Below are 25,042 nucleotides of genomic sequence, written 5' to 3' on the forward strand. Positions count from 1 at the left end.
ATATCCTTAAAACATATTTTCTATGAAGAATATAATCTTTTCAGTTGTAACCACAACTTATAACGCAGAGACGACTTTAGAAGAAACAATTTTATCCGTCGTAAATCAAAAAAATGTCCAATTTGAATATATTGTAATTGACGGGAAAAGTACAGATAATACTGTCAATCTATTAAAGCAATACAAAGACAAAATTTCGTTTTGGATTTCAGAACCGGATAAAGGCATCTATGATGCTATGAATAAAGGATTACAACACGCTAATGGAGATTTCGTTATTTTTTTAGGAGCCGATGATCATTTCGCTTCGTTCAACACCTTAAATCAAGTAGCAAACCACATCACTTCCTTAAATAGTGTTTACTATGGAGATGTTTATAGAAATACACGAAATGATTTGTACAAAGGGAAATTCAATAAATACATTATCTCATTAGAAAATATTTGCCATCAATCCATTTTCTACCCAAAATGTGTTTACAAAAATCATTCTTATGATTTAGCATATAAAGTATATGCTGATTATATATACAACCTAACCATTTTCCCCACGCATCAGTTCCAATATATCCCTATAATGATTTCATATTATAATTATGAAGGATTTAGTTCGAAAAATCCTGATAAGGAATTTGAAAAGCATATAGATTCATTTATCAAACAACAAAATGGCATACTTGCTTGGCTTTTAAGAAAATGTTATTTACTATATAAAAAATTACGATGATTTCAGTCTGTCTTGCCACCTATAACGGTGCAAAATATTTAAAAGAACAATTGGACTCTATACTTATTCAATTGTCTGTAAATGATGAAATTATCATTTCAGATGATGGCAGCTCGGATGCTACATTTGAAATAATAGCTTCTTATAAGGATTCACGTATTAAGGTGTATCATAATCAAAATCATCATGGAGTGGTCCCAAATTTTGAAAACGCTTTAAAGCATGCTTTAGGAGATTACTTGTTTCTATGTGATCAAGATGATATCTGGTGTAGCGATAAAGTTGATAAATGTATAAAATCCCTTCAATCAAAGGACTTTGTCGTACATAATGCGTTAATTGTCAATACTAAAGGAGAATCTACAAATACAGATTATTTTACTTTAAGAAAAACGAAGTATGGTTACTTTCCCAATTTATGGAAAATGGGATATTTAGGATGCTGTATGGCTTTTCGACGAAAATGTTTGAAGGATATTTTACCATTTCCTAAGTCTATTTTATGGCATGATATGTGGATTGCCGCTATTCTTCATTTAAAATATAAAGGAATATTATTGTCAGACAACCTTATACATTATAGGCGTCATGATACAAATGCTTCTCCAACAACCCAACAAAGTCATTATAGTTGGGGATTTCGTTTCAACTATCGTTTCTATATATTCTATCATTCTTTGTTGAAATTCTAAAATAATTTACTATGAAAGTAATTACATTATTAGGCTCGGATTTCTCCGAGTCTTGCCTTTTATTGTCTCAAAAAATAGACAAGGAATATAATCCGGATTTAGTGATAGGAGTATTAACAGGAGGCGGATATGTAGGTCGTGAAATATTTAAGACTTTATCGGGAATGCCTGGCAGGAAGTATGCAGAGATTAAAATACAACGTCCTGATACAAAGCAGAAAGAAAATGGATTGCTAAAACTGGTCTTGAAATATTCTCCAACTTTTTTATTGAATTGGTTGAGAATGTTGGAGTCTGTTGTTTTAGAGAAAAAGGCTCGGAAGCATAATCCCAAACGTAGCGGAACAATTGCCATTCCCAATGACATTGACTCTTTCTTGAAAGAAAATCCCAAGAACATATTACTGGTAGATGACGCTATAGATTCGGGAGCAACCTTAAATCTGCTGAAAGAATATTTGGAATCGCATTATGATAATGTAGCAATAAAGATAGCAGTAATTACGGTCACAACTCCCCATCCGATAATTGACGCTGACTTTTTCTTGTACCATAATAGGGTGTTGGTACGTTTCCCATGGTCGAACGATGTAAAAAAGAAGCGGTGATGCAGAAAGCAATTGTAATAGATTTGGACGGTACGTTATTGGCCATAAACACATTCAAGCACTATATAGGATTTGTTGGAAAATTGGCTTGCCAAAAAGGTCGTTTGGATATAGCCGTTGCCTTAGCCTTTTGGGTAGGTTTAAGGAAATGCCGTTTGACCAGTCACGAAAAGATGAAACGTCACATATTAAAACATTCGGCACATTTCATGAACCAGGAACGCTTGAATGACTTTGTTGACTCCATTTTACCTTTTCGGAACGGAAAAGTTTACGAATGCGCTTTGGCTTATCGCAAACAAGGCTTCTTTTTATGCCTGTCTACCGCTGCTCCTTGCAGTTATGCTTCTTTGATAGCTGAACGGCTGTCTTTTGATAGTGTCTGCGCTACTCCGATGCCTTCGCAGATACATAATTGGAAAGAAAATGTAAAGGAAATAAAATGTAAAAACACATTGAAACAATTAGAGAAACATCATCTGACATTAGATGTTCTAATGACAGACCATTATGATGACATACCTTTATTAAAAATAAAGAAATTGAAGAATATTGTTGTAAATCCAACGGCACATACCCTAGAAAAATTGGAAACAGAAAGCATCAATTTTGAACTTTTAAAATGAATATCCTATCTGATTATCATGGAAGAACCTTTTAAAATTTTTGCGGGAAGCAATTCAAAGTATCTTGCCGAAAAAATATGCAAAAGTTTGAGTTGTCCCTTAGGCAATATGAACATATTGCATTTTGCGGATGGTGAGTTTGCTGTCTCATTTGAGGAATCTATTCGAGGTAAACACGTATTTTTAGTCCAATCCACTTTCCCAACTTCGGACAACCTAATGGAATTGTTATTAATGATTGATGCTGCCAAGCGAGCATCAGCGAAACATATCATAGCTGTTATCCCCTATTTTGGCTGGGCACGTCAAGATCGGAAAGACAAGCCACGGGTTTCTATAGGTGCAAAGTTAGTGGCGGATATGTTAAGTGTGGCCGGCATTGACCGATTGATAACGATGGATTTGCACGCCGATCAAATACAAGGATTCTTTAATATTCCAGTAGATCATTTGTATGCGTCCAGCATTTTCCTTCCTTATATAAAAAAGCTAAATTTGGAGAAGCTCGTTATAGCCACTCCAGATGTAGGCGGTTCAAAACGTGCCAGTTTATATGCTAAATATTTGAATGTCCCTTTGGTGTTGGGACATAAGACACGCGAAAAAGCCAATGTTGTTTCGTCTATTCAGATTATAGGTGATGTAAAAGATAAAAATGTCATTCTGATTGATGATATGGTGGATACAGCCGGAACAATAGTACAAGCAGCTGATGTTATTAAATCGGCTGGAGCCATATCAGTGCGTGCTATGGCTTCTCATTGCGTTATGTCAGATCCTGCATCAAGACGCATACAGGATTCTGAATTGGACGAAATAGTTTTTACCGACAGTATTCCATTCTATAAAGAATGTAAAAAGGTAAAACAACTGACTGTAGCTGACATGTTTGCAGAGACAATCAGACGTGTTATGAGTCATGAGTCCATCAGCAATCAATATTTAATCTAAAAAAGATTTTAAGCATATGAATTATTTTATCACTGGCGGTACCGGATTTATCGGTACTCACCTCACCAAACTTTTGAAAGAAGTACATCCCGAAGCGAACATTTATAATCTGGACATTGTGGAACCGGGCACTCCGCTTCCTGCCGTAAAAGGTCATTACCGTTCTCCATTGAAGGAAGGAGAAACCTTAGCGTCCAAGTTTATTTATTGTGATGTGCGCAAGCCTATCAAGCTGGACGTGCCAGTATCGAGCGAGGACATCATCTTCAACTTTGCTGCGGTACACCGCACACCCGGACATCCCGATCGTGAGTATTTTGAAACGAATATCCGTGGAGCGGAAAATGTATGTGCTTTTGCAGAAAAGCACGGAATTAAGAAAATAGTTTTCACTAGTTCGATAGCTCCGTATGGTGCTGCTGAAGCATTGAAAGAAGAAACCACTCTGCCTACACCCAATACTCCGTATGGCATCTCGAAGCTGGTAGCGGAAAAGATTCATCAGATATGGCAAGCAAAAGATAGCGATAACAGGCAGCTGACCATTGTGCGTCCGGGTGTGGTGTTCGGAAAAGGCGAGAACGGGAACTTCACCCGGCTGTATTGGGGTATCCGCAAGCATACGTTTGCTTATCCGGGACGTAAGGATACCATCAAGGCATGCATTTATGTGAAAGAACTGGTACGCTTCATGCTGTATCGACTGGAACATCACGAGCAAGGAGTGGAATTGTATAACTGCTGTTACGAACCGGCTTATACAATAGAACACATTGTACAGGCTATGAAGAAAATAACAGGGTTGACGCAGTTCGTACCTTATATTCCGAACGCCTTGATTATGCCTGCCGCTTACATCGCCCAATGTTTGGGAAGCCCGATGGGTATCTGTCCGGCACGGGTGAAGAAGCTCCAGATATCCACCAATATTTGTGGCAAGAAGTTTGCCGCTTCGGGCTATCCTTTCCATTACACGTTTGAAGAAGCCATTGCTGACTGGTTTGCAGACAATGACAAGCAATGTTTAGAATAACTCCTATAAAAATCAAAAATAGATTTCATATACAATGAGAAAAGTGGCATTAATCACCGGTATCACCGGACAGGACGGCTCTTATTTAGCCGAGTTTTTATTAGAAAAAGGATATGACGTACACGGCACCATCCGCCGTTCATCGGTGGACTATCGTGAGCGTATCGCCCATTTGGAAGGGCTTCCGCATTTTCACTTGCATTATGCAGACTTGGGGGATTCGATGAGCATCATACAGGTGATGAACAAGATACGTCCTACCGAAGTGTATAACCTTGCCGCCCAAAGCCATGTGCAGGTCAGTTTCGATTCGCCGGAATTTACTTGCGACGTGGATGCTACGGGAGTGCTTCGTATCCTGGAAGCCATCCGCCAGTGTGGTCTTGCTGATACCTGCCGCATGTATCAGGCTTCCACTTCGGAACTGTATGGCAAGGTGGAGGAAGTGCCGCAGAACGAGAATACGCCTTTCCATCCTTACAGCCCGTATGCCGTGGCAAAACTATACGGTTATTGGATTGTGAAGGAATATCGTGAGGCATATAACATGTTCTGCTGTTCGGGCATTCTGTTCAACCACGAAAGCGAACGGCGTGGCGAGACTTTCGTGACACGCAAGATTACGCTTGCTGCCGCACGCATCAAGCAGGGCAAGCAGGAGAAACTGTATTTGGGTAACCTGTCTTCACTTCGTGACTGGGGATATGCCAAGGACTACGTGGAATGTATGTGGCTTATCCTGCAAAATGACAAGCCTGAAGATTTCGTTATCGCAACGGGTAAGCAGCATAGCGTGCGCGAGTTCTGTTACGAGGCATTCAAGCACGTAGGCATCGAACTGGAGTTCCAAGGTGAAGGCATTGATGAGAAAGGCATAGATAAGGATACCGGCAAGGTGCTGGTAGAGGTGTCGCCCGACTTCTTCCGTCCGACGGATGTGGTGAACTTATGGGGAGACCCGACTAAGGCGAAGGCTGAATTGGGTTGGAACCCAGAAAAGACTACATTTAAAGAATTGGTAAAACTCATGGTAGATGCCGATATGGCAAAGGTAGCCGCTGAGGATGCCGGACAGAAGGTACGCACCAACCTTGCCGAATATTTAGAGAAAGGAATAGTTAAATAAGGCAGCGAGGTTTCAGGTGACAAGTTGACAAGGTTCTGAATAGTTTTGTCAAAGCCTGGTCACCTGAAACCTTGTTTACTAGTCAACTTAAAGAAGCATGTTAGACAAATCAGCAAAAATATATGTGGCGGGACATCACGGACTGGTGGGTTCGGCCATTTGGAATAATCTCTTGCAGAGAGGATATACAAACCTTGTAGGACGCAGTCATAAAGAACTGGACTTGCTGGACGGCACTGCCGTAAAGCGTTTCTTCGATGAGGAACAGCCTGACGCCGTGGTATTGGCAGCGGCACATGTCGGCGGCATCATGGCAAACCTGCAATACCGCGCGGATTTCATTTACCAGAACCTGCAGATACAGCAGAACGTTATCGGCGAGAGCTTCCGCCACCATGTGAAGAAGCTGCTGTTCTTGGGAAGCACTTGCATCTATCCGCGTGAGGCTCCCCAGCCGATGAAAGAAGAAGTGCTCCTCACCTCTCCTTTGGAATACACCAACGAGCCGTATGCCATCGCCAAGATAGCCGGACTGAAGATGTGCGAGAGCTTCAACCTGCAATACGGTACGAACTACATTGCCGTAATGCCTACCAACCTGTATGGGCCGAATGACAACTTCCACTTGGAGAACAGCCACGTGCTTCCGGCAATGATACGCAAGGTCTATCTTGCCAAATGCCTGAACGAAGGAAACTGGGATGCCGTGCGCAAGGACATCGACTTGCGTCCGGTGGAAGGCGTGAACGGCAGTAACACCAGCGAAGAGATATTGGAAAAGTTGGCGAAGTTCGGCATCACGCCCGAAGCTGTCATATTATGGGGAACAGGCAAGCCCCTGCGTGAGTTCCTGTGGAGTGAAGAAATGGCAGATGCCAGTGTACATGTATTGTTGAACGTAGACTTCAAAGACACCTATAAAGAGGGTGATAAGGAAATCCGCAACTGTCACATCAACGTAGGTACAGGAAAAGAACTGAGCATAAAAGAGCTTGCCGAAAAGATTGTGAAAGAAATCGGTTTCAAGGGAGAGCTGCGCTGGGATGCCACAAAACCGGACGGAACGATGCGCAAGCTGACCGACGTAACGAAGCTTCATAACTTGGGCTGGCATCATAAAGTGGAGATAGACGAAGGCATCCATCGTCTGTATGAATGGTACTTGAAAGGGATTTGCATCAATCACCAATAAGCGTCCAAAACTGACGTATTGCCCGTTCAGATAGATGTGCCTACCTTCGCACTGTCAATATAAAAAGTTTGGTGATATGTACAGTAGTGTAGATTTCAAAAGGCTTTTTATCCGTTACAAGAGTGAGAAATGGCACAAAACCAAAAGGATCGGTTCTGTAAAATGAAAGCTTTAGAAACTTCATCATACACAAATTTGTGAATCTCCCCAAGTATTCCTATCTTTGTAAACAGATAAGTTGGTGGGTTTGTAATTCTTATGTCTTTTAGTTCTTAAGCTGGAATCGAAGAAACGAGGGCTTGCCTGCATCTTTAACTAAAAAATTGTCCTTATGCAAAAGAATTCTTATATACGGTTTGATTGGGCCATCAAAAGGCTGTTGAGAGACAAGGCTAATTTCAGCGTGCTGGAAGGATTGCTGACTGTGCTTTTCAATGATAAGACAAAGATTGTAGAAATATTGGAAAGTGAAGGCAACCAGCAACGGGATGATGACAAGTTTAACCGGGTGGACATCAAAGCAAAAAACAGTAAGGGTGAAATTATCATCGTGGAAGTTCAGAATACACGTGAACTTTATTATTTGGAGCGCATTCTATATGGTACAGCCAAAGCTATCACTGAGCATATCTCGTTGGGAGATACGTATCAGGAAGTGAAGAAGGTCTATTCAATCAGTATCCTTTATTTCGATTTGGGAAAGGGTAATGATTATCTGTATCACGGGCAGAACCGTTTTATCGGCGTACATACGAATGATGAACTGCTAATTACAGCAAAAGAGGAAGGTGCTATAATCCAAAAGCTTCCCCAAGAGGTTTTCCCTGAATATTACCTGATACGGGTGAACGAGTTTAACCAAGTGGCAAAAACGCCTTTGGAAGAGTGGGTGAAATATCTTAAAACAGGTATTATTGATCCGGATACAACAGCGCCCGGCTTACCTGAAGCGCGGGAAAAGCTTCGTTATTATGATATGTCGCCAGAAGAACGGCATGAATATGACGAACATGTCAATGCCATCATGATTCAAAATGACGTGCTGAATACAGCAAAATTGGAAGGTCATGCAGAAGGACGTGCAGAAGGACGTGCAGAAGGACGTGCAGAAGGACGTGCAGAAGGACGTGCAGAAGGACGTGCAGAAGGTAAATTAGAAGATGCCAGAAACCTGAAACAACTGGGAGTGTCGATTGATATTATAGCCCAAGCTACCGGACTTAGCCTGGAAGAAATAGCAGAGCTTTAAAAAGACATTTCCCTAAATTTCGGGAGCATCTCAAAAACTATCTTCTATGTATGAGGCACAATTAGCTCACTCCAATTGTAAAAAAAATAAATGTTCGCATTTTCTTAATTTGCTTGAAAAGACAAACCCACCGTCAAGTTCGAAATAGAAAGAGGCCGTCTCTTGGTGGTGAGACAGCCTCTTTTGCTTTATTGAAAATGGTAATCCTGTTTTTACCAACCTTGTGGATAAAGCATTATTGATATTTTTCAGTTGCGGAACTTCAGACCGTCGGCATTGCGTTCTACCACAATCGGTTTTGTGCGGTCGACTTCCTGAGCCAGCAGTTTTTTCGACAAATCATTGAGCAGGTAACGCTGGATGGCACGCTTGACCGGACGTGCACCGAATTCGGGGTCGAATCCTGCCGTAGCAAGGAACTCGACGGCTTCGTCGGTCATCTGCAGCGTTACGCCATTGTCGGCAAGCATCTTCTGTATGCCGTTGATTTGCAGGCGTACAATCTGCTTGATTTGGTCTTTATCCAACGGCTGGAACATGATGATTTCATCGATACGGTTCAAGAACTCCGGACGGATGGTCTTTTTCAGCATCTCCATCACTTCTTTCTTGGTGTCTTCTACAATCTGGTCATGGTTTTGGTCGTTAATCTTCTCAAACTGACTCTGTATGTACGAGCTTCCCAAGTTGGAGGTCATGATGATGATGGTGTTCTTGAAGTTCACCGTACGTCCCTTATTGTCCGTCAGACGTCCGTCGTCCAATACCTGAAGCAGGATATTGAAGACATCAGGGTGCGCTTTCTCGATTTCATCGAACAGTACGACCGAGTAAGGTTTCCGGCGCACGGCTTCGGTCAGCTGACCGCCCTCGTCATAACCTACGTATCCCGGAGGCGCACCAATCAGACGCGAGACGGTATGTTTCTCCTGATACTCACTCATGTCAATACGGGTCATCAGCGATTCGTCATCGAACAGGTATTCTGCCAGTGCCTTTGCCAGTTCGGTCTTACCTACACCGGTGGTGCCAAGGAAGATGAACGAGCCGATGGGGCGTTTCGGGTCTTGCAGTCCTGCACGGCTCCGGCGTACGGCGTCTGCTACGGCTTCGATGGCTTCGTCTTGTCCGATAACACGTTTGTGCAGTTCGTCTTCCAGATGGAGCAGCTTGTCGCGTTCGCTTTGCAGCATCTTGCTTACCGGTATTCCCGTCCAGCGCGATACTACATCGGCTATATCCTCGGCAGTTACCTCTTCCTTAATCATGGCGTTGTCGCCCTGCTTTTTCTTCAGATCTTCCTGGATGCTCTTGATTTCGTTTTCCAATGCCTGTAGTTTTCCGTATCGGATTTCTGCTACTTTTCCGTAGTCGCCTTCACGTTCGGCACGGTCGGCTTCGAACTTCAATTGCTCGATTTCCTTCTTGTTCTGCTGTATCTTGTTCACCAGTTCCTTCTCGCTCTGCCATTTGGCTTTGTATGAAGTGTCTTGTTCCTTGAGTTCGGCTATTTCCTTGTTCAGCTGGGCAAGTTTGGCTTCATCCTTTTCCCGCTTGATGGCTTCGCGCTCGATTTCCAGTTGTTTCAACCGGCGTTCGATTTCGTCCAGCTCTTCGGGAAGCGAATCACGCTCCATACGGAGTTTTGCGGCTGCCTCGTCCATCAGGTCGATAGCCTTATCGGGCAAGAAACGGTCGGTGATGTAACGGTTGCTCAGTTCTACGGCGGCAATGATGGCTTCGTCTTTGATACGCACTTGGTGGTGGTTTTCGTAACGCTCCTTCAAGCCACGCAGGATAGAGATAGAGCTTGCTGTGTCGGGTTCGTCCACCATGACGGTCTGGAACCTACGCTCCAAGGCTTTATCCTTTTCGAAATACTTCTGGTATTCGTCAAGGGTAGTGGCACCGATGCTCCGCAGTTCGCCACGTGCCAATGCCGGTTTCAGGATATTGGCTGCATCCATGGCACCTTCACCTTTTCCTGCACCTACCAGTGTGTGGATTTCATCGATGAACAGGATGATGTTTCCCTCTGATTTCTTCACCTCGTTGATAACCGATTTCAGCCGCTCTTCGAATTCGCCTTTGTATTTGGCACCGGCAATCAGCGCACCCATATCCAGTGAGTAGAGCTGTTTGTTCTTCAGGTTTTCGGGCACGTCACCACGCAGGATACGTTGGGCAAGCCCTTCTACAATAGCGGTCTTACCGGTACCCGGCTCACCAATCAGAATCGGGTTGTTCTTCGTACGCCGGCTTAATATCTGAAGCACACGGCGGATTTCCTCGTCACGTCCGATTACGGGGTCGAGTTTTCCGGTACGGGCTGCCTCAATCAGGTTGATGGCATACTTGTTCAGTGACTGGTAGGTATCTTCGCTCGATTGCGAAGTTACTTTCTGTCCTTGCCGCAGTTCGCTGATGGCTGCACGCAGTTCCTTGTCGGTCAGTCCGGCATCCTTCAGCATGGTGGAAACGGTGCTCTTCACATTCAGCAGGGCGAGCAGCAGCGCTTCCAGTGATACATACTCGTCACCTAATCCTTTCGAGTATTCGATGGCTTTCTGCAATACCTCGTTTGCATCACGGCTCAGGTAGGGTTCGCCTCCCGATACCTTCGGCAGAGAAGCAATCTGCCTGTCGAGTACCGTTTCGATTTGTTGGCCGTTGATGCCCAGTTTCTGGAAAATGAAGTTTGTCACATTTTCTCCTACTTTCAGCACCCCTGCCATCAAATGTTCTGGCTCGATGGCTTGCTGTCCGCGGCTTTGTACCAGATTGACCGCTTCTTGCACAGCTTCTTGCGATTTGATTGTAAAGTTGTTAAAGTTCATATTGTATTCTCCTTTTTGTTTCTTAGTAAATGAATTACGACTACTATTCATCAAATTCTTTGCCAAACGGCAAGAAGAGTGTATATATGTCTATATGTCAGATGTTTACGTCGGGTTTCTGCAATATTGTCCGTTCTTTGTACAAATTGTCAGTAAAGTTTTCGTATCTTTACTCCCAAAAACCGTTAGATAGTTTGGATATATGGAAAAGAAGATACCTTTCGACCCGGTGGTGATGCTGATTGACGCGTCTTATCTTGACCGTGTGGGAAATGATTTGAAAGCGCATTTTGCCCCGATATTGAAGCGTGAGTTGCCAAAAGCTGATTTGGCTGTACTGTTGGAATGTCTTGCCTTAGATGCTGGTGTATCCTTAGGTGAAACGAAAGTGCAGGTAATCTTTGTTTATGATGCTGAGGGGAATCGCTTCTCGTTTTGTGCTCCTGCTGATTTGGAAAAAGAAATTCATTCGATGGCATTTAAGAGTCAGTTGGGAGAATTCTCGCTTTATGCTTTCCAGCCGTCTGGATTGGCTACGCGCGAAGATTTGTTTGCCGAGTCGTTCCAGTTGATGGCCGAATCGAAAGATGTGCGGCATATCATTGCCGTTCCGGATGAAGACGGATATGGTAGCCGTCTGAGCGACTATATAAATAAGGTGGAAAAGAAAGATCCGGTTACGGTGTTCGGCATGAATCCACCTGTTTATTCGGGAAACTTTACATTCGAAATGTTGGGATTTGCCATACTTCAGGCATTGGGCATCCGTGCCGATGAATTATGATGGGAAGAAGGTATGTCTGATTTTCGTTTGAAAGTTTTTTATGCGGTGGCCAAGAACCTGAGTTTTACCAAGGCATCGCAGGAACTGTTTGTCAGCCAGCCTGCCATAACCAAGCATATTCACGAATTGGAGAGTCTTTATCAGGTGCGCTTGTTCAACCGGTTGGGCAACAAGATCTCCCTTACCGAGGCAGGGCGTGTGCTGTTGGAGTATAGTGAACGGATTCTTGCTGAATACCGCAGGTTGGATTATAGCATGCATTTGTTGCATAACGAGTATAGCGGACAGTTGCGTTTGGGAGCCAGTACCACCATTGCTCAATATGTTCTTCCGCCTATTCTTGCCGAATATACTCGTCAATATCCGAAAATCAAGCTGACATTGATTGAAACCAATTCGCGTAATGTAGAGCAGGCATTGCAAGAACATAGCATTGATTTGGGAATGGTAGAAGGGGTGTTTCGTCTGCCTAATTTGCGTTATGAAGCTTTTTTGTGTGATGAATTGGTCCCGGTTTCGTCTATTCAGGAAGGAGGAGAGCCGGAAGAGGAAATTTCGTTTGAAGAATTCAGGCAGATTCCTTTGATTCTCCGTGAGCGTGGTTCGGGCACGCTGGATGCCATCGAAGCCGTCTTGGCAGAAAAGGGAGTGAAACTTTCTTCGCTCAATGTACGGATGCACTTGGGAAGTACCGAAGGCATCAAGTCTTTCTTGAAGCACAGTCCTTGTCTGGGCATTGTTTCAATATTTGCTATTCGCCGGGAATTGGAAGAGAATGTGTTTCGAATTACCGACATTGCAGGCTTGCATTTCCAGCGTCAGTTCTGTTTCGTGTCTCAGCAAGGGCAGGAAGATGGAACGGCACTTAATTTCATTCATTTTGTTTTCCGTTATTTGCAGGAACACCGGATTCCCGGACGCATAAAAGGCGGAACAAAATGACTCTGCCTTTCTTTGAAAGATATACAGAAGTACCCTGAAGGTCCAATTATAGGTTTGCTAAAGTCTTCAGTGTACTTCTGTGGCAATGATTAGTTGTGCATGGACTTGCCTGCTGATGTTTTCCATATAGCAAAGAGCAATCCCGATATGATGAAAGCGGCTATAGCCGAGATGTAGCCTACGATAGTTGGCAAGCCGAAACTATCCTTGGAAATGAGCAGGAACGAAAGGCAGACCGCCGTCATGAACATGGCAGGAAGAAGCGTAATCCAATAATTTTTCTTCTTCCGTACCAGGTAAACGGTTATTGTCCAAAGCGTGAATACCGCTAATGTTTGGTTAGCCCATCCGAAATAATTCCATATCACGTTGAATCCGTCTGCATCGGCAATGTTATACCATAATAGCGCTAAGGTGACTCCGAATACGGGGATGCAAATGTAGATGCGTTTGCGAATGGAGTGTTGTTCCAAGTGCAGGAATTCGGCAATGATAAGCCGGGCACTGCGCAGGGCTGTATCGCCGCTGGTGATAGGGGCGGCTACTACTCCCAATATTGCCAGGGCGCCGCCGAATACTCCCAGCCATCCTTGAGATACGGTGGTAACGACTTCGGGCGCTTGCAGGGTAGCCGGCACGCCTAACTCTCCGGCGGCACCTCCATAAAAGAAGTACATCGATACGGTGGCCCATATCAGAGCAACTACTCCTTCGGTTATCATGGCTCCATAGAACAAGGGGCGTCCTTGGCGTTCACTCTTGATGCACCGTGCCATAAGCGGGCTTTGGGTGGCATGGAAACCGCTGATGGCTCCGCAGGCAATAGTGATGAACAGGCAGGGGAATATGGTTCCTGAAGCCGGATTCATGTTCGTAAGCCCGTCGGTCAGTTCGGGTAGGGAAGGCCATTTGATAAAGAGCACGCCCATTAAGGCGATTGCCATAAACAGCATGGCTATGGCAAAAATCGGATAGATGCGTCCGATAATCTTATCGATGGGCAGCATGGTGGCAAGGAAGTAATAAGCGAAAATGATGAGGCACCAGATGTACACCCACGTTAGCGAGTCGCTGCAAAGTTTTCCTAAAATGATAGCAGGGCTATAAACGAATACGGCACCTACCATTAATAAGAGGAATACGGAGAAAACCAGCATTACTTTCTTGGTGCGGTCGCCCAGATAAGCGCCTACCAGTTCGGGCAATCCGGCTCCGCCATGGCGCATGGAGAGCATGCCGCTTAAATAATCGTGCACGGCTCCGGCAAAGATGCAGCCTAATACAATCCACAGGTAAGCGGAAGGACCGAACTTGGCTCCCATGATGGCACCGAAGATAGGGCCTGTTCCGGCAATGTTCAGGAATTGAATCATAAAAATCTTCCATCCGGGAAGTACCACGTAATCGACCCCGTCCGCCATGCTGACCGCAGGGGTAGGGCGGTCATCGGGAGCAAATATACGCTCTACGATACGCCCATAAATGAGATAGCCCGCTACGAGGGCTATCAGGCTCAATACAAATGTTATCATAGTTTTTCAGTAATTAAATTGTTTCATATTGTAACAAATCGCTGCAAAACTACGAATAATTCTTTAAATCTGATTGGTTTTGCTATTGAAAAAACGAAGAAACGCAGATTTGCATGGATTCTTTTTATTATTTATCCATGTAAATCTGCGCTAATCTGTGTTTAAATCGTTTCTTTGTGAGACATCACATCAACGCCGGAACCAGCCATTTCGTGAGCAGGTATCCGCCTCCCACCAGCCATACATATAATAATCCGGCAAGAAGGAACGGTTTGGCGCCCGCTTGCTTGAACTTCTCGATGCTGGTATCTGTGCCCAGTGCCGTCATCGCCATGGTCAGCATAAAGGTATCGATGTATTCGATGGCGCCGTTCAGTGGGATTTCCTTTACACTCTCTACACCTAATATATATTGTAGGAAAGAGTTGAGGCAGATGATGCCGATAAATCCGAAGGCAAACCAGGGGATGGTGATTTTGCTTTTACCCGAGGTGCTTCCGGTTTCAGCCGACTTGCGTTTGGCAAGTGCGAAACTCATGATAACCAATACCGGGGCAAGCATCATGACGCGAATCATCTTGGTGATGGTGGCTGTACCGGCTATGCCCAAGGCATCGGTCGGGTCCATGGCATTGCCGGCTCCGGCTACGTGTGCCACTTCGTGAAGTGTGCTTCCGGTATAGATAGCCGTACCGATGTTCCCTAATGCGTCCAATAGTCCGGCGCGGTACATAATCGGGTATAAGAACATGGAAATGGTACCGAAGATAACGACCGTAGATACTGCAATGGCGGTTTTATGCCCTTCACATTTCACCACCGGTTCGGCTCCCAGTACTGCTGCCGCACCGCAAATGGCACTTCCCGTAGCGGTCATGAGCGAAGTGTCCTTGTCCATTTTCAAGGCACGTCCCAGCCATACACCCAGTCCGATGGTGCCAGCCACGATGAGGGTATCAATGAGGATGGCGGGAAGCCCTACCGCTACTACTTGTGTAAGGGTCAGACGAAAACCGTAAAGCACGATGCCGGCACGCAGGATTTGCTTGGTGCAGAACTTGATGCCCGGTACCCATGTCTCTGGCAACCGGTTCCGTAAGCTGTTGGCATACAGCATGCCTAATATGATACCGACGATAAGCGGGCTGAATGAGAGATTTCTGACAAATGGGATTTCTGAGATGTAGAATGCTGCAAATGAGAAGAGGGCAATGAGCAGGATTCCGTGTAGAGTGTTTCCTCTGTTTCCTTTTTCGAACATATCGCAATAATGTTTTAAAGTGGTTATACTTTTTCTAATGCACCGCAAAGGTAAGACATTATTGTCGACAGACCTATTGAAAAATATTTATCTGCTATAACTTGTAGTAATAACGAGAAAAATGTTCGCTTGTTTGTTACAAGTAGAAGAAAGAGATTCTCTACTTGTAACATTCATGCGTTAAAGTCATCATCACAGATATCATCATCCGCTCAGAAGGGGGAGCAATCATAACTGTTTCCCTTCCTATTCTGTTTGCTATAATTATATGTAATCCTATTGAAAACAAGTAAAAATGTAAAGAGAATCTTGGTATTAGGAAAGGTCACAAGTTTCCTTTTCGGAATCATCCGAAAGTTCACAAATATAAGAAAAAAATGAATAGATGACAAATTTCATGTGGCGTTTTTACAGGGAAATTGTATATTTGTTCCCGATTTTAGATAATGAATAAAAATAGCAGATAGATTCAGATGAGAAAACATCTATTATTGACATTATTGATACTGGCTTGGGGGGCGATGTTGTCCTTGCAAGGACAGAATAGGATGCAGCCGGACTTCCGTTCGCCTTTCGATTTCCCGCTTTTGCTGAGCGCGAACTTTGGTGAATTGCGTCCCAATCATTTCCATAACGGTTTGGACATCAAGACCGGAGGCGTGACAGGAAAACCTATTTACAGTGTAGCGGAAGGCTATGTGTCGCGCGTCATGGTGCTGCATGGCGGATATGGGCAAGCTTTGTTCGTGACCCATCCCAACGGATTCACTTCGGTATACGGACACGTGGTTTCGTTCGCTCCGAAAATTCAGGAATATGTCCGTAAGTATCAGTACGAACATGAGACGTTTGTATGCGACATCCGCATCGAGCCGGATGTGCTTCCCATAGAAAAGGGAGAAATGATTGCGTTGAGCGGAAACGAAGGCTCATCGGCAGGGCCGCACCTGCACCTGGAGTTGCGCCGGAACGATAACGGGGATTATGTCGACCCCATGCCTTACTTCCGGAAATACCTGAAGGATGACCGTCCGCCCGTGGCAAGCCTGATAGGGCTTTATCCCGTAAAGGGCAGGGGAGTGGTAGACGGAAGTTCCCGGCGCAAGCTGGTAGGGGCTGGAAACCTGAAGCAACGCTTTACGGCATGGGGAGAAATCTATACGGGCATTGCCGCTAAGGATTACATGAGCGGGACTTCCAATTTCTATGGCGTGCATTCGGTGACGCTTTATGTCGATTCGGTACAGGTTTTCCGGAGCGTTACCGATGAAGTTTCGGCAAATGAGAACCGGATGATAAACAGCTTTATCGATTATGGAGAGTACGCGAAAACCCGCCGGCTCGTCATGCGTTCGTATAAGGCTCCGGGCAATAGCTTGCGTTTATTGGAGACGGATGACGCAAGAGGCATCGTGACGATAGACGAGGAGCGTGATTATCATTTCCGGTATGTGCTGGAGGATAATTTCGGAAACAAGCGTTCATACCGTTTCACGGTGTCGGGAAAGCGGCAGGATATCCCTGCTTACGAGCCTCAGGCCAAGTGGATGTTGCGTTGGAACCAGACCAATGTCGTACAGGAACCGGGCATGAACCTGATTGTTCCGAAAGCCATGGTGTATGAAGATACCGAACTGGATACCCGTGTGGTGAGTGATAGTGGGAATATCTCGTTCGACTATGTACTTGATGCGGGACCTGCACCTTTGCATGGCTTTTGTCCGTTGGAAATAGGCGTGCGCCGTTTGCCCGTAGCAGATACCACGAAATATTACATCGAGCAACGGGTGGGCAAGTGGAAAGCATCGGTGGGAGGAACATACGCCAACGGTTGGGTAAAGGCAACCGTCCGTACGCTCGGTACATTTTCGGTACAGATAGATACGGTCGCTCCCCGCATCACTCCCTTGGGAAGAGGCACTTGGCGTACGAACCGCAACATACGTTTCCGGGTGAGCGATGCGCAGACTGGGATTGCTTCGTATAAGGTTTATGTCGACGGAGAGTTTGTATTGTTCGGGCTGAAGAAAGGCATCTTGGTCATTCAAGACCCTGAGCGGATAAAGAAAGGCGTGGCTCACCGGCTGGAAGTCGTTGTGAAAGACGGATGCGGGAACGAGGCACGAGAGGAATATGAATTCTGAATATAGGTGCGCGAGCCGATGCATATACGTCCGTCGGCTGATGCATATAGGTGCATCGGGCGATGCATTTAAATCCGCGTCAACTGTGGGTATCTGCGTTTCAGAACAACTATAAATTATCAAAATAAAAAACACGAATAACAATGAGAAAAAAACTTGGATGGATTGCCATGCTATTGGCAATGTGTGTGATGAACGGTTGGGCTTGTACCAACTTGATTGTCGGAAAGAAAGCCTCTGCCGACGGGTCTGTAATCGTTTCCTATTCGGCGGATTCGTACGGCATGTTCGGATTCTTGTGCCATTATCCGGCGATGACGCACGAATCGGGAGCCATGCGCCCTATCTACGAATGGGATACCGGCAAGTACTTGGGGCAGATAAAGGAGGCGAAACAGACCTATAATGTCATTGGAAATATGAACGAATTTCAGGTGACGATAGGGGAGACCACCTTTGGCGGACGCCCCGAACTGGTAGATACTACCGGAATCATGGACTATGGAAGCCTGATTTATGTGGCGCTCCAGCGCTCTCGCACGGCAAAGGAAGCCATTAAGGTGATGACCGATTTGGTTAAGGAATACGGATATTACAGTAGCGGAGAATCGTTTTCTATCGCCGACCCGAACGAGGTATGGATTATGGAGATGATAGGCAAAGGTTCGGGCGTGAAAGGTGCCGTATGGGTAGCGGTACGCGTTCCCGATGATTGCATCGCGGCACATGCCAACCAAAGCCGCATCCATAAGTTCGACCTGAACGATAAGGACAATTGCCTGTATTCGCCCGATGTGATTTCCTTCGCCCGTGAGAAAGGCTATTTCAATGGGATGAACAAGGATTTCAGCTTTGCCGATGCCTATTGTCCGCTGGATTTCAGTGGCTTGCGTGCGTGCGAAGCTCGCGTGTGGAGTTTCTATAATATGTTCAGTAAGACCACTGGCGATGCATACCTTCCTTACATCCAAGGCAAAAGCAAGGAACCGATGCCGCTTTATGTGAAGCCCGACCGCAAGGTGTCGGTGCGCGACATCCAGCAGGCGATGCGCGACCATTACGAAGGCACTCCCCTCGATATTACGAACGATATGGGTGCCGGAGCCTTCCAGATGCCTTACCGCTTGTCTCCGTTGACATTTAAGGTAGACGGTCAGGAATATTTCAACGAGCGTCCCATCTCGACCCAGCAAAGTGCCTTTACATTTGTTTCCCAGATGCGTTCCACGATGCCCGATGCTATCGGCGGTGTTCTGTGGTTCGGCTTGGACGATGCCAACATGACGGTTTTCACTCCGGTGTATTGCAACACCGATAAGGTGCCGGCTTCGTATGCCGAAGGAGAAGGCGATTGTGTCACGTTCTCATGGAATTCGGCGTTCTGGATTTACAATTGGGTGGCAGATATGATTCGTCCGCGTTATAGCTTGATGGTAGAGGATATGCGTACCGTTCAGAATGCATTGGAAGATATGTATGCCGATGCGCAATCCGGAATCGAAAGCACCGCGATGAAACTTTATGCCGAGAATCCGCAGAAGGCGAAAGAGTTCCTCACCAATTACACAGGCATGAGTGCCCAGGCGGCGGTAGATGCATGGAAGAAGTTAGGCGAGTTCCTCATTGTGCGCTATAACGACGGGGTAGTGAAACGGGTAAAGAATGGCAAGCTGGTACGTCCCGAAACGGGCAATACGGCTCCGCTTGACCGTCCCGGATATCCGCAAGAATTCCTGAACGAACTGGTGAAGTCTACCGGCGAGCGTTATAAGGTGATTGACCTGAAGTAGGCCTTTATACAAATATTAAGTCCGCCTCAAGATAAAAGTAACTTTATTTTGAGGCGGATTCCTTTTTGTAAATGGGCTAGTTAGATTGATATTATGCCTGCCGATTCCCATTGGATGCCGCATGAACAACCCTAACGTATCTCTTATGGGTTGGCCGAAGAAAACGCCTTTCAGTTTGTCTTCATTTTTATTGACATATCCCAATGTTTTCATGGCTTCTTACCCACTAAAACATTATTCCGCAATGAAAACGAACAATCGCTTCTGATTCTTTTATCTGAAAATCAGTAATCGTATGAGAATGTGGATTGTACTTTACCAAGCATTCCACTTGCCTTAGTCCATACCAATAATCGAACCAATAATGGCTGATGTAGGCTTTATCATCATCCAAGAAGACTACGGGAGACATGCTTTCCGACCAATTTGCCTTTGCCTCAGATTTAAAGTGATTTAGCTCCTTATAGTTCGCTTCAAACAGTTGTGTCAGATGGTCTATGTCCTCAATCTGATTAATGAAGACCCGATATTTATACAAACCATGCCACCACATCCCTATCTTATGCTTGGTTTGCTTCAACAGATAAGCTTGCCAAATGGCTTCTTCGGTAAAAGGTAATGTAATGTGTTTGAAAGGACTTTCAAACTCTGGGAGAGGTTTTGCTTCCGGATATTTTTTATCCCTATTATACCACATGGCAAAATCTACATCGCATGGCTTTTCTACAGATTTAAGCCGGGCGTAAAGCCGCAAATGCTGTCCGATATCCCTAAAATAAGGAGAGTCGGGCTGAGGATTGTAATTATCCAATACATACATTTCATCCAAATTCAAGTCGGGCAATTCTGTCAGCAAGGCATTCAGATTGGGGGAATTTTTCAAAGAGATTTTCGAAAGCGAGCCGCAAAATCTGTTACATGCGTCTATCAAGCGAGGATTGTGTTTCCCCAATCCTTTATACTTGGCAAAGTTGTCATTGTTATCATCTTTGGCAGAACGGTCTGGCTTTTCTTCTTTTGCTCTTTTGAAAAACTTTGCAAACATATTCCAAAAAGATTTCATTCTTTTGAGTGTTGGCATAATTTGCCTATTCTTTTTCTTTTCAGCCTTTATAAATTTCAAAAGGGATGGGCAAGCGGTCTTTACATAATGTTCATTCAATTTCCAACTGGCTACAAGTATGGGCAGTTTGGCGGAAGACAAATCAATATAGGTTTCTTCTGCCACATAATTTGTGCTTATAGGCAACCAATATTCAGAATATACTGGATTACCTGCATTCCAAACTTTCACGTCATGCTTATATTCTTGATATTGCTGTAATAGCTTAGTATAAGGAATCAAGCTTTTAGAAAAACTCGGAAAGCAATAATCCTTGCCTCTTTTAGCATGGACGACCAAAAGGGAATAACTTGAATCATGTAAGCGCAGCCAAACTTCCTGATGTTCATTCAAGAACTTGACGCAATCTGACGCTTGTTGAATCCTTGAGTCTAATGTTTCTTTGTCTATCTCCATTTTATTTCCTTTTCTTCCGCTTGGTACGGGAACTTTGAGGGTAAGCCCTGTCCTTTTTCAAACGGATTTTCCATTGTTCATTATCAGCCTTTTCCGTAGCTATCACACTCTCCGCATTCGCTTTTGTCTCTATGATAAAGCGTTGCTGTTCCTTTAATGTCTTGACCATACTTGTAGCGTTTTATTTACATGTCATATAACTTTTCCAAATCACTAATAATCTCATCATTTAGTATCGGCTTGAACAATTTGTCAAACATGCTTTGGTTTCCTTTTAGACCTTTGGATTGTTCCGGTTCTGGCAATAGAGCATGTTTTCTCAATAACAGTTGTACCAAAGGAAATGTCCATTCTATCCGTGGATTCAGTTCCATAACTCCCCAATCTAATTCATCTTGATGTTCCAAAACGAATGATGCTTGAAGAGGTAAATACGAATACAATTTATAAATGTTGTTCGTATAATATTCCAATTTTTTCTCTACAGTTTCATCCGTAATATAATCTTTATCCGTTTCCGCCCGATTCTTATTATTTAATTGCTGAATGTGGCGAAGGGTTTGCTCTATATTGTCTATTCCTTGCCAAGCGATGTAGCCACAATTGTTTAATAGGGGATGTAAAGTGATAGAATCATTCATTTCAACAAAATCATCTATATCCCATTTACTCCAATCAATATAAGGATTCTTTATGATTCCGTTTTTATGCAAATGTTCAAATGAATCAGCATTAGGGTTTAAGTTTAAAGATGTCATAAAATATCCTATACCTTCTTCTGTCTTATATTTATTTGTTGTGCAATTTCTTCCAAAATCATTATGGATATTACAACAAGGCGGTGATAAGAAATATTCATGATTGTCACAATGAAAATGAATACCTTTTCGAATATATACGGAAAAATTTGTTATAAAATATCTGTTGTATTTCCCAACCGCAGAATTTTCGTATTTCAAAATTTGTTCATCATTCAAGTCATAATATTGGCGTATCAGATTCCGCATCAATTGCTTCCCAAACTTTTCTTCCATTACATATTTCCGTAGCAAAATCAAAGCTAATCCATTTTGTTCTATTTGATTGGCATTTTTCATGTCTTGCAATTCATTTATCTTAACTTGAAAGTTGTTTAGTGCTTTCATGTTTTCAGCCAAATCAAATAGGTCGTTCACTTGTGTGTTCAGATAGCAATTAAGTATTTTGCTGATTGCTAAACTATGTTCTTTGTTTATTGACATATAACATAGATTTATTGAATTTTCTATAAATATTTCATTGTAAAACAGATTTCAGCATGATCAATTTTAATTATAGATTTCATTATATACATTCACTTCAGTTCCATTATTTCTTATTCTTTCAGTTCTTATATTAATTGTAGTTGTTGACTTATTTCCACGTGTATCTAAAAAATCAATTTGTATATAATTATCACCAGTATTCAATTTATGAAAATGGTGTCTGAATCTTATAATATAATGTTTTGTATAATTATATATAGTATTGCCTTGCTCCCTTATTTCTACGTTCATATCATTTATCTTTTTCTTTTTACCTTTAATAACTATTGCAGATAAATCAAAAGACGAATCTAATTTTAATATAAAAGGAACAGAATAACCATCGTAATCATTTCCATCAAAATTTCCATATTTCAATGACAAAATATCTGTTTGTATATCATAGTTATAATCAAAGTCGACATAGTAATTATAAAATTTTTCAATATTATATCCATATTCTCTATGTTTCTTAGCTTCAAAAATAGATGAATAGTTAAACTTAGATGAAATATATGGAGGTACATCGTCAATAATTACACCACCTACAAGAATACTTTTTGAACTCCAATCTTTATTTATTCCACACAGAAATAAATAAAGATAATTTCCATGCGTTTTTATAGGTGACAAGTGTAAATCTTTTGTACCTCTTACATAAGAAGATTGTCCTTGCGTAAATCCATTGACTATTTCGGTCTTAATAAAGTCATCTAAAGTTTTCTGATTTTTTACACCAACTAAATAAAAATAATCTGCGTTCATATTTGTTTTTATATTCACAGACTGCGCTGGTAATTGTTTATAAATCGGAATTTTTTTATTATTCTTATAAGCTATTGTATTATTAGTCAACAAGTAAAATAAATACCTTGCCATAGTTTCTATGGTTGTACTATCTGCTTTTAGATTGTAATTTACCAAAAATTTTTTTACGTCGTAAATTTTATCTTTATATGTACTTTTTTGCACCCCAGCATAATGAGTATTTTTCATATAAGCGTAAATGCTATCTGAAATAACTGGAGGAATTTTTTTGTAAAATATTGCTGTGTCACATAATATAATACTGTCATTTTTTATCATGTAGTGTATAGGAAACGAATCTTTATTTGCTATTTCGTATGCTATTTCATAAGCCTTTTTGCTTAACATCTTTATGGTCGCTTTTTTAAAACTATAAGAACTATCATCTTCAGCGAAAAACTGAGTTTTATATAATTCAAAATTGCCATATTTTATAATATATGTTAGTTGGGTAGAATCTTTTCCTTTAAAGCAGAATGTGAAATTCTGTTTTGAAAAAGCTATATTATCAAGATGTATTGGAACACGTTTTGAACAAGACGGGCATATAATAAATAACGCTATTATAAAAAATGGAAATTTCCGCTTCATCATACACATAATTATAGGCAGATACAAATATTTAGTCACTAATCACCAACAAGAAGAGTAGCAATCATCATCAATGTTATAAGGTTTTATCTTTCCCACATTAACAAATTCAACTTCATCAACATGAAATGTTCTTTGCTTCTTTTCTCCATTCATGTCCCATTCACAAACAATATAATCCGAAAGTTCTTCGTCAATAGGATTTTTTCTAACCGAAATTATTCGCATATTCTGACCATTCGATTTTAGTTTCACAATATTGCCGACTTCATAATTATGGCTCATAATTGAATCCTCCGTTACCTTCCAGCCCCTCGAAGATTTAAAAGTTAACAAAAAAGAAGCGTGGAACTGCGTGCTATTTCCACGTTCTTGAAGGTCCTAGGAAAACCCAACACACAATGGTGAATAGACAGCAGACCCACGCTATACAGCGTGGGAACCGCCAACGTCCATCCTTGTGTGTTTTGAAAATTTCCTAGGTTTTCAAGAACAAGAATGAAGCATGACGCTTCTCACATAATATTTTTCCCACAAAATAGTGAGCCGCAGACGCTTCTGACTGCTCACTGCCACAAAAGTAAGCAATACTTACGAATAAATCAAACGAATATTCTTTTTTATTTGAAAAATCAAGAATTTATATCCGAATCTTTTTCAAGGGCGAATCTTTTTCAAATAAATCCCCCAAACTCTTGACTTCGCTTCTAGGCTATATTATCTTTGCAGATAGCTTCCTTTTACGGTTTTGATATCAAGAACGTACGGTTTCCAATTGGAGAACGTATGGTTTCCAATTGAAGAACGTACGGTTTCGATATGGAAACCGTAAAAAGGAGACAACTGAAAACCGATTATTAACCTTTTAAAAACACATTGCCATGAGTGCCCTTTATGATTTCTTGCCTGTACCGCCAAAAGGAAACAATGAAAGCGGATCGCACCTTTATCCTAAACTGCGTCCTTACAAGACTGTTTCTTTCGATGAACTTACAGAAAAGATTGCCTCCCATTCCGGATTGACCAAAGGAAATATCCTTGCCGTGATGGAAGAAATAGAAAACTGGACCAAGCAGCTCCTTTCGGAGGGGTACCGCGTGCAGATAGGGAACATCGGCACGGTTTCTGCCTCGCTCAAGGCAGATGCGGAGGTGTACGATAAAGGGGATATACACGCCCAGTCTATCCGTTTTGATAAGGTGAAGATGACCGTATCGAAACAGTTCTCGAAGCAATGCGGCGGAAAGGTACTGCGTGCCCCTTCGGGGAAGAAGTTCCGGCAAAGTTCGTACACGTATACGGAGGAAGAGCGGCTCGCCTTGCTTCAATCGTATCTGGAGAGCCACGA

At 43.0% G+C, this 25,042-nt stretch carries 22 protein-coding genes; 14 read left to right on the top strand and 8 right to left on the bottom strand.

Annotated elements, in window-relative coordinates; all coding sequences use genetic code 11:
* Positions 1–22: 22 nt before the first annotated feature.
* From B5F71_RS07725 to B5F71_RS07765, 9 genes are all read left to right on the top strand, one after another.
* Positions 23–727: a glycosyltransferase family 2 protein gene (locus B5F71_RS07725; protein WP_087208936.1), complete on the top strand. Its 705-nt coding sequence runs from the start codon at positions 23–25 to the stop codon at positions 725–727.
* On the top strand, positions 724–1,419 hold the full coding sequence (locus B5F71_RS07730; protein ID WP_087208938.1) for a glycosyltransferase: 696 nt from the start codon (positions 724–726) through the stop codon (positions 1,417–1,419). Before B5F71_RS07725 ends, B5F71_RS07730 begins: the two co-directional genes overlap by 4 nt.
* An 11-nt stretch (positions 1,420–1,430) precedes the next feature.
* Positions 1,431–2,027: a phosphoribosyltransferase gene (locus B5F71_RS07735; protein WP_087208940.1), complete on the top strand. Its 597-nt coding sequence runs from the start codon at positions 1,431–1,433 to the stop codon at positions 2,025–2,027.
* Complete coding sequence (locus tag B5F71_RS07740) at positions 2,027–2,653, top strand: HAD family hydrolase (protein ID WP_158098059.1); 627 nt, start codon at positions 2,027–2,029, stop codon at positions 2,651–2,653. Before B5F71_RS07735 ends, B5F71_RS07740 begins: the two co-directional genes overlap by 1 nt.
* Before the next feature lie 18 nt (positions 2,654–2,671).
* Positions 2,672–3,604, top strand: a complete 933-nt coding sequence (locus B5F71_RS07745) for a ribose-phosphate pyrophosphokinase (RefSeq protein WP_087208944.1) — start codon at positions 2,672–2,674, stop codon at positions 3,602–3,604.
* 16 nt (positions 3,605–3,620) lie between these two features.
* The gene (locus B5F71_RS07750; RefSeq protein ID WP_087208946.1) at positions 3,621–4,637 is read left to right on the top strand and encodes an NAD(P)-dependent oxidoreductase; all 1,017 of its coding nucleotides are present in this window, start codon (positions 3,621–3,623) and stop codon (positions 4,635–4,637) included.
* Positions 4,638–4,671: 34 nt separating this feature from the next.
* Complete coding sequence (gene gmd / locus B5F71_RS07755; RefSeq protein WP_087208948.1) at positions 4,672–5,763, top strand: GDP-mannose 4,6-dehydratase; 1,092 nt, start codon at positions 4,672–4,674, stop codon at positions 5,761–5,763.
* 97 nt (positions 5,764–5,860) lie between these two features.
* Complete coding sequence (locus tag B5F71_RS07760; RefSeq protein WP_087208950.1) at positions 5,861–6,955, top strand: GDP-L-fucose synthase; 1,095 nt, start codon at positions 5,861–5,863, stop codon at positions 6,953–6,955.
* Positions 6,956–7,286: 331 nt separating this feature from the next.
* Positions 7,287–8,204 carry an Rpn family recombination-promoting nuclease/putative transposase gene (locus B5F71_RS07765; RefSeq protein ID WP_087208952.1) on the top strand — a complete coding sequence of 306 codons (918 nt, stop codon included), beginning with the start codon at positions 7,287–7,289 and terminating at the stop codon, positions 8,202–8,204.
* Positions 8,205–8,452: 248 nt separating this feature from the next.
* Here B5F71_RS07765 and clpB read toward each other — a convergent pair whose 3' ends face one another.
* On the bottom strand, positions 8,453–11,041 hold the full coding sequence (gene clpB / locus B5F71_RS07770) for an ATP-dependent chaperone ClpB (protein ID WP_022038597.1): 2,589 nt from the start codon (positions 11,039–11,041) through the stop codon (positions 8,453–8,455).
* Between the two features lie 202 nt (positions 11,042–11,243).
* Here clpB and B5F71_RS07775 point away from each other — a divergent pair, with 202 nt between their 5' ends.
* The gene (locus tag B5F71_RS07775; protein WP_087208953.1) at positions 11,244–11,825 is read left to right on the top strand and encodes a DUF6621 family protein; all 582 of its coding nucleotides are present in this window, start codon (positions 11,244–11,246) and stop codon (positions 11,823–11,825) included.
* A gap of 12 nt (positions 11,826–11,837) precedes the next feature.
* A complete protein-coding gene (locus B5F71_RS07780; protein ID WP_087208955.1) occupies positions 11,838–12,767 on the top strand; it encodes a LysR substrate-binding domain-containing protein in 930 nt (309 codons plus the stop codon).
* An 89-nt stretch (positions 12,768–12,856) separates the two neighbouring features.
* Here the strand turns inward: B5F71_RS07780 and B5F71_RS07785 are convergent, their stop codons facing one another.
* Complete coding sequence (locus tag B5F71_RS07785) at positions 12,857–14,299, bottom strand: carbon starvation protein A (protein WP_022038600.1); 1,443 nt, start codon at positions 14,297–14,299, stop codon at positions 12,857–12,859.
* A gap of 184 nt (positions 14,300–14,483) precedes the next feature.
* On the bottom strand, positions 14,484–15,560 hold the full coding sequence (locus B5F71_RS07790) for a YeiH family protein (RefSeq protein WP_087208956.1): 1,077 nt from the start codon (positions 15,558–15,560) through the stop codon (positions 14,484–14,486).
* Positions 15,561–16,033: 473 nt separating this feature from the next.
* Here B5F71_RS07790 and B5F71_RS07795 point away from each other — a divergent pair, with 473 nt between their 5' ends.
* Positions 16,034–17,704, top strand: coding sequence for a M23 family metallopeptidase (locus B5F71_RS07795; protein WP_087208958.1), 1,671 nt, complete (start codon positions 16,034–16,036; stop codon positions 17,702–17,704).
* Positions 17,705–17,847: 143 nt separating this feature from the next.
* Complete coding sequence (locus tag B5F71_RS07800; protein WP_087208960.1) at positions 17,848–19,494, top strand: C69 family dipeptidase; 1,647 nt, start codon at positions 17,848–17,850, stop codon at positions 19,492–19,494.
* Between the two features lie 226 nt (positions 19,495–19,720).
* Here B5F71_RS07800 and B5F71_RS07810 read toward each other — a convergent pair whose 3' ends face one another.
* The 5 genes from B5F71_RS07810 to B5F71_RS07825 all read right to left on the bottom strand — a co-directional run bounded on the left by B5F71_RS07810 (position 19,721) and on the right by B5F71_RS07825 (position 23,979).
* Positions 19,721–21,013 (bottom strand): hypothetical protein, encoded by a 1,293-nt coding sequence (locus B5F71_RS07810; RefSeq protein ID WP_087208964.1) that lies wholly within the window; start codon positions 21,011–21,013, stop codon positions 19,721–19,723.
* 1 nt (position 21,014) lies between these two features.
* Positions 21,015–21,182 carry a hypothetical protein gene (locus B5F71_RS20210; RefSeq protein ID WP_158098060.1) on the bottom strand — a complete coding sequence of 56 codons (168 nt, stop codon included), beginning with the start codon at positions 21,180–21,182 and terminating at the stop codon, positions 21,015–21,017.
* 16 nt (positions 21,183–21,198) lie between these two features.
* Entirely contained in the window at positions 21,199–22,254 is a 1,056-nt protein-coding gene (locus tag B5F71_RS07815; RefSeq protein WP_087208966.1) for a hypothetical protein, read from the bottom strand.
* Between the two features lie 66 nt (positions 22,255–22,320).
* A complete protein-coding gene (locus B5F71_RS07820; protein ID WP_087208968.1) occupies positions 22,321–23,697 on the bottom strand; it encodes a hypothetical protein in 1,377 nt (458 codons plus the stop codon).
* A gap of 39 nt (positions 23,698–23,736) precedes the next feature.
* The gene (locus B5F71_RS07825) at positions 23,737–23,979 is read right to left on the bottom strand and encodes a DUF2158 domain-containing protein (protein ID WP_143269865.1); all 243 of its coding nucleotides are present in this window, start codon (positions 23,977–23,979) and stop codon (positions 23,737–23,739) included.
* A 596-nt stretch (positions 23,980–24,575) separates the two neighbouring features.
* Here B5F71_RS07825 and B5F71_RS07830 point away from each other — a divergent pair.
* Positions 24,576–25,042 (top strand): HU family DNA-binding protein (locus B5F71_RS07830; protein WP_087208971.1); only part of this gene is annotated, 467 nt, incomplete at its 3' end.

The sequence above is a fragment of the Bacteroides sp. An269 genome (assembly GCF_002159755.1).
GTDB classification, from domain to species: Bacteria; Bacteroidota; Bacteroidia; order Bacteroidales; family Bacteroidaceae; genus Phocaeicola; species Phocaeicola intestinalis.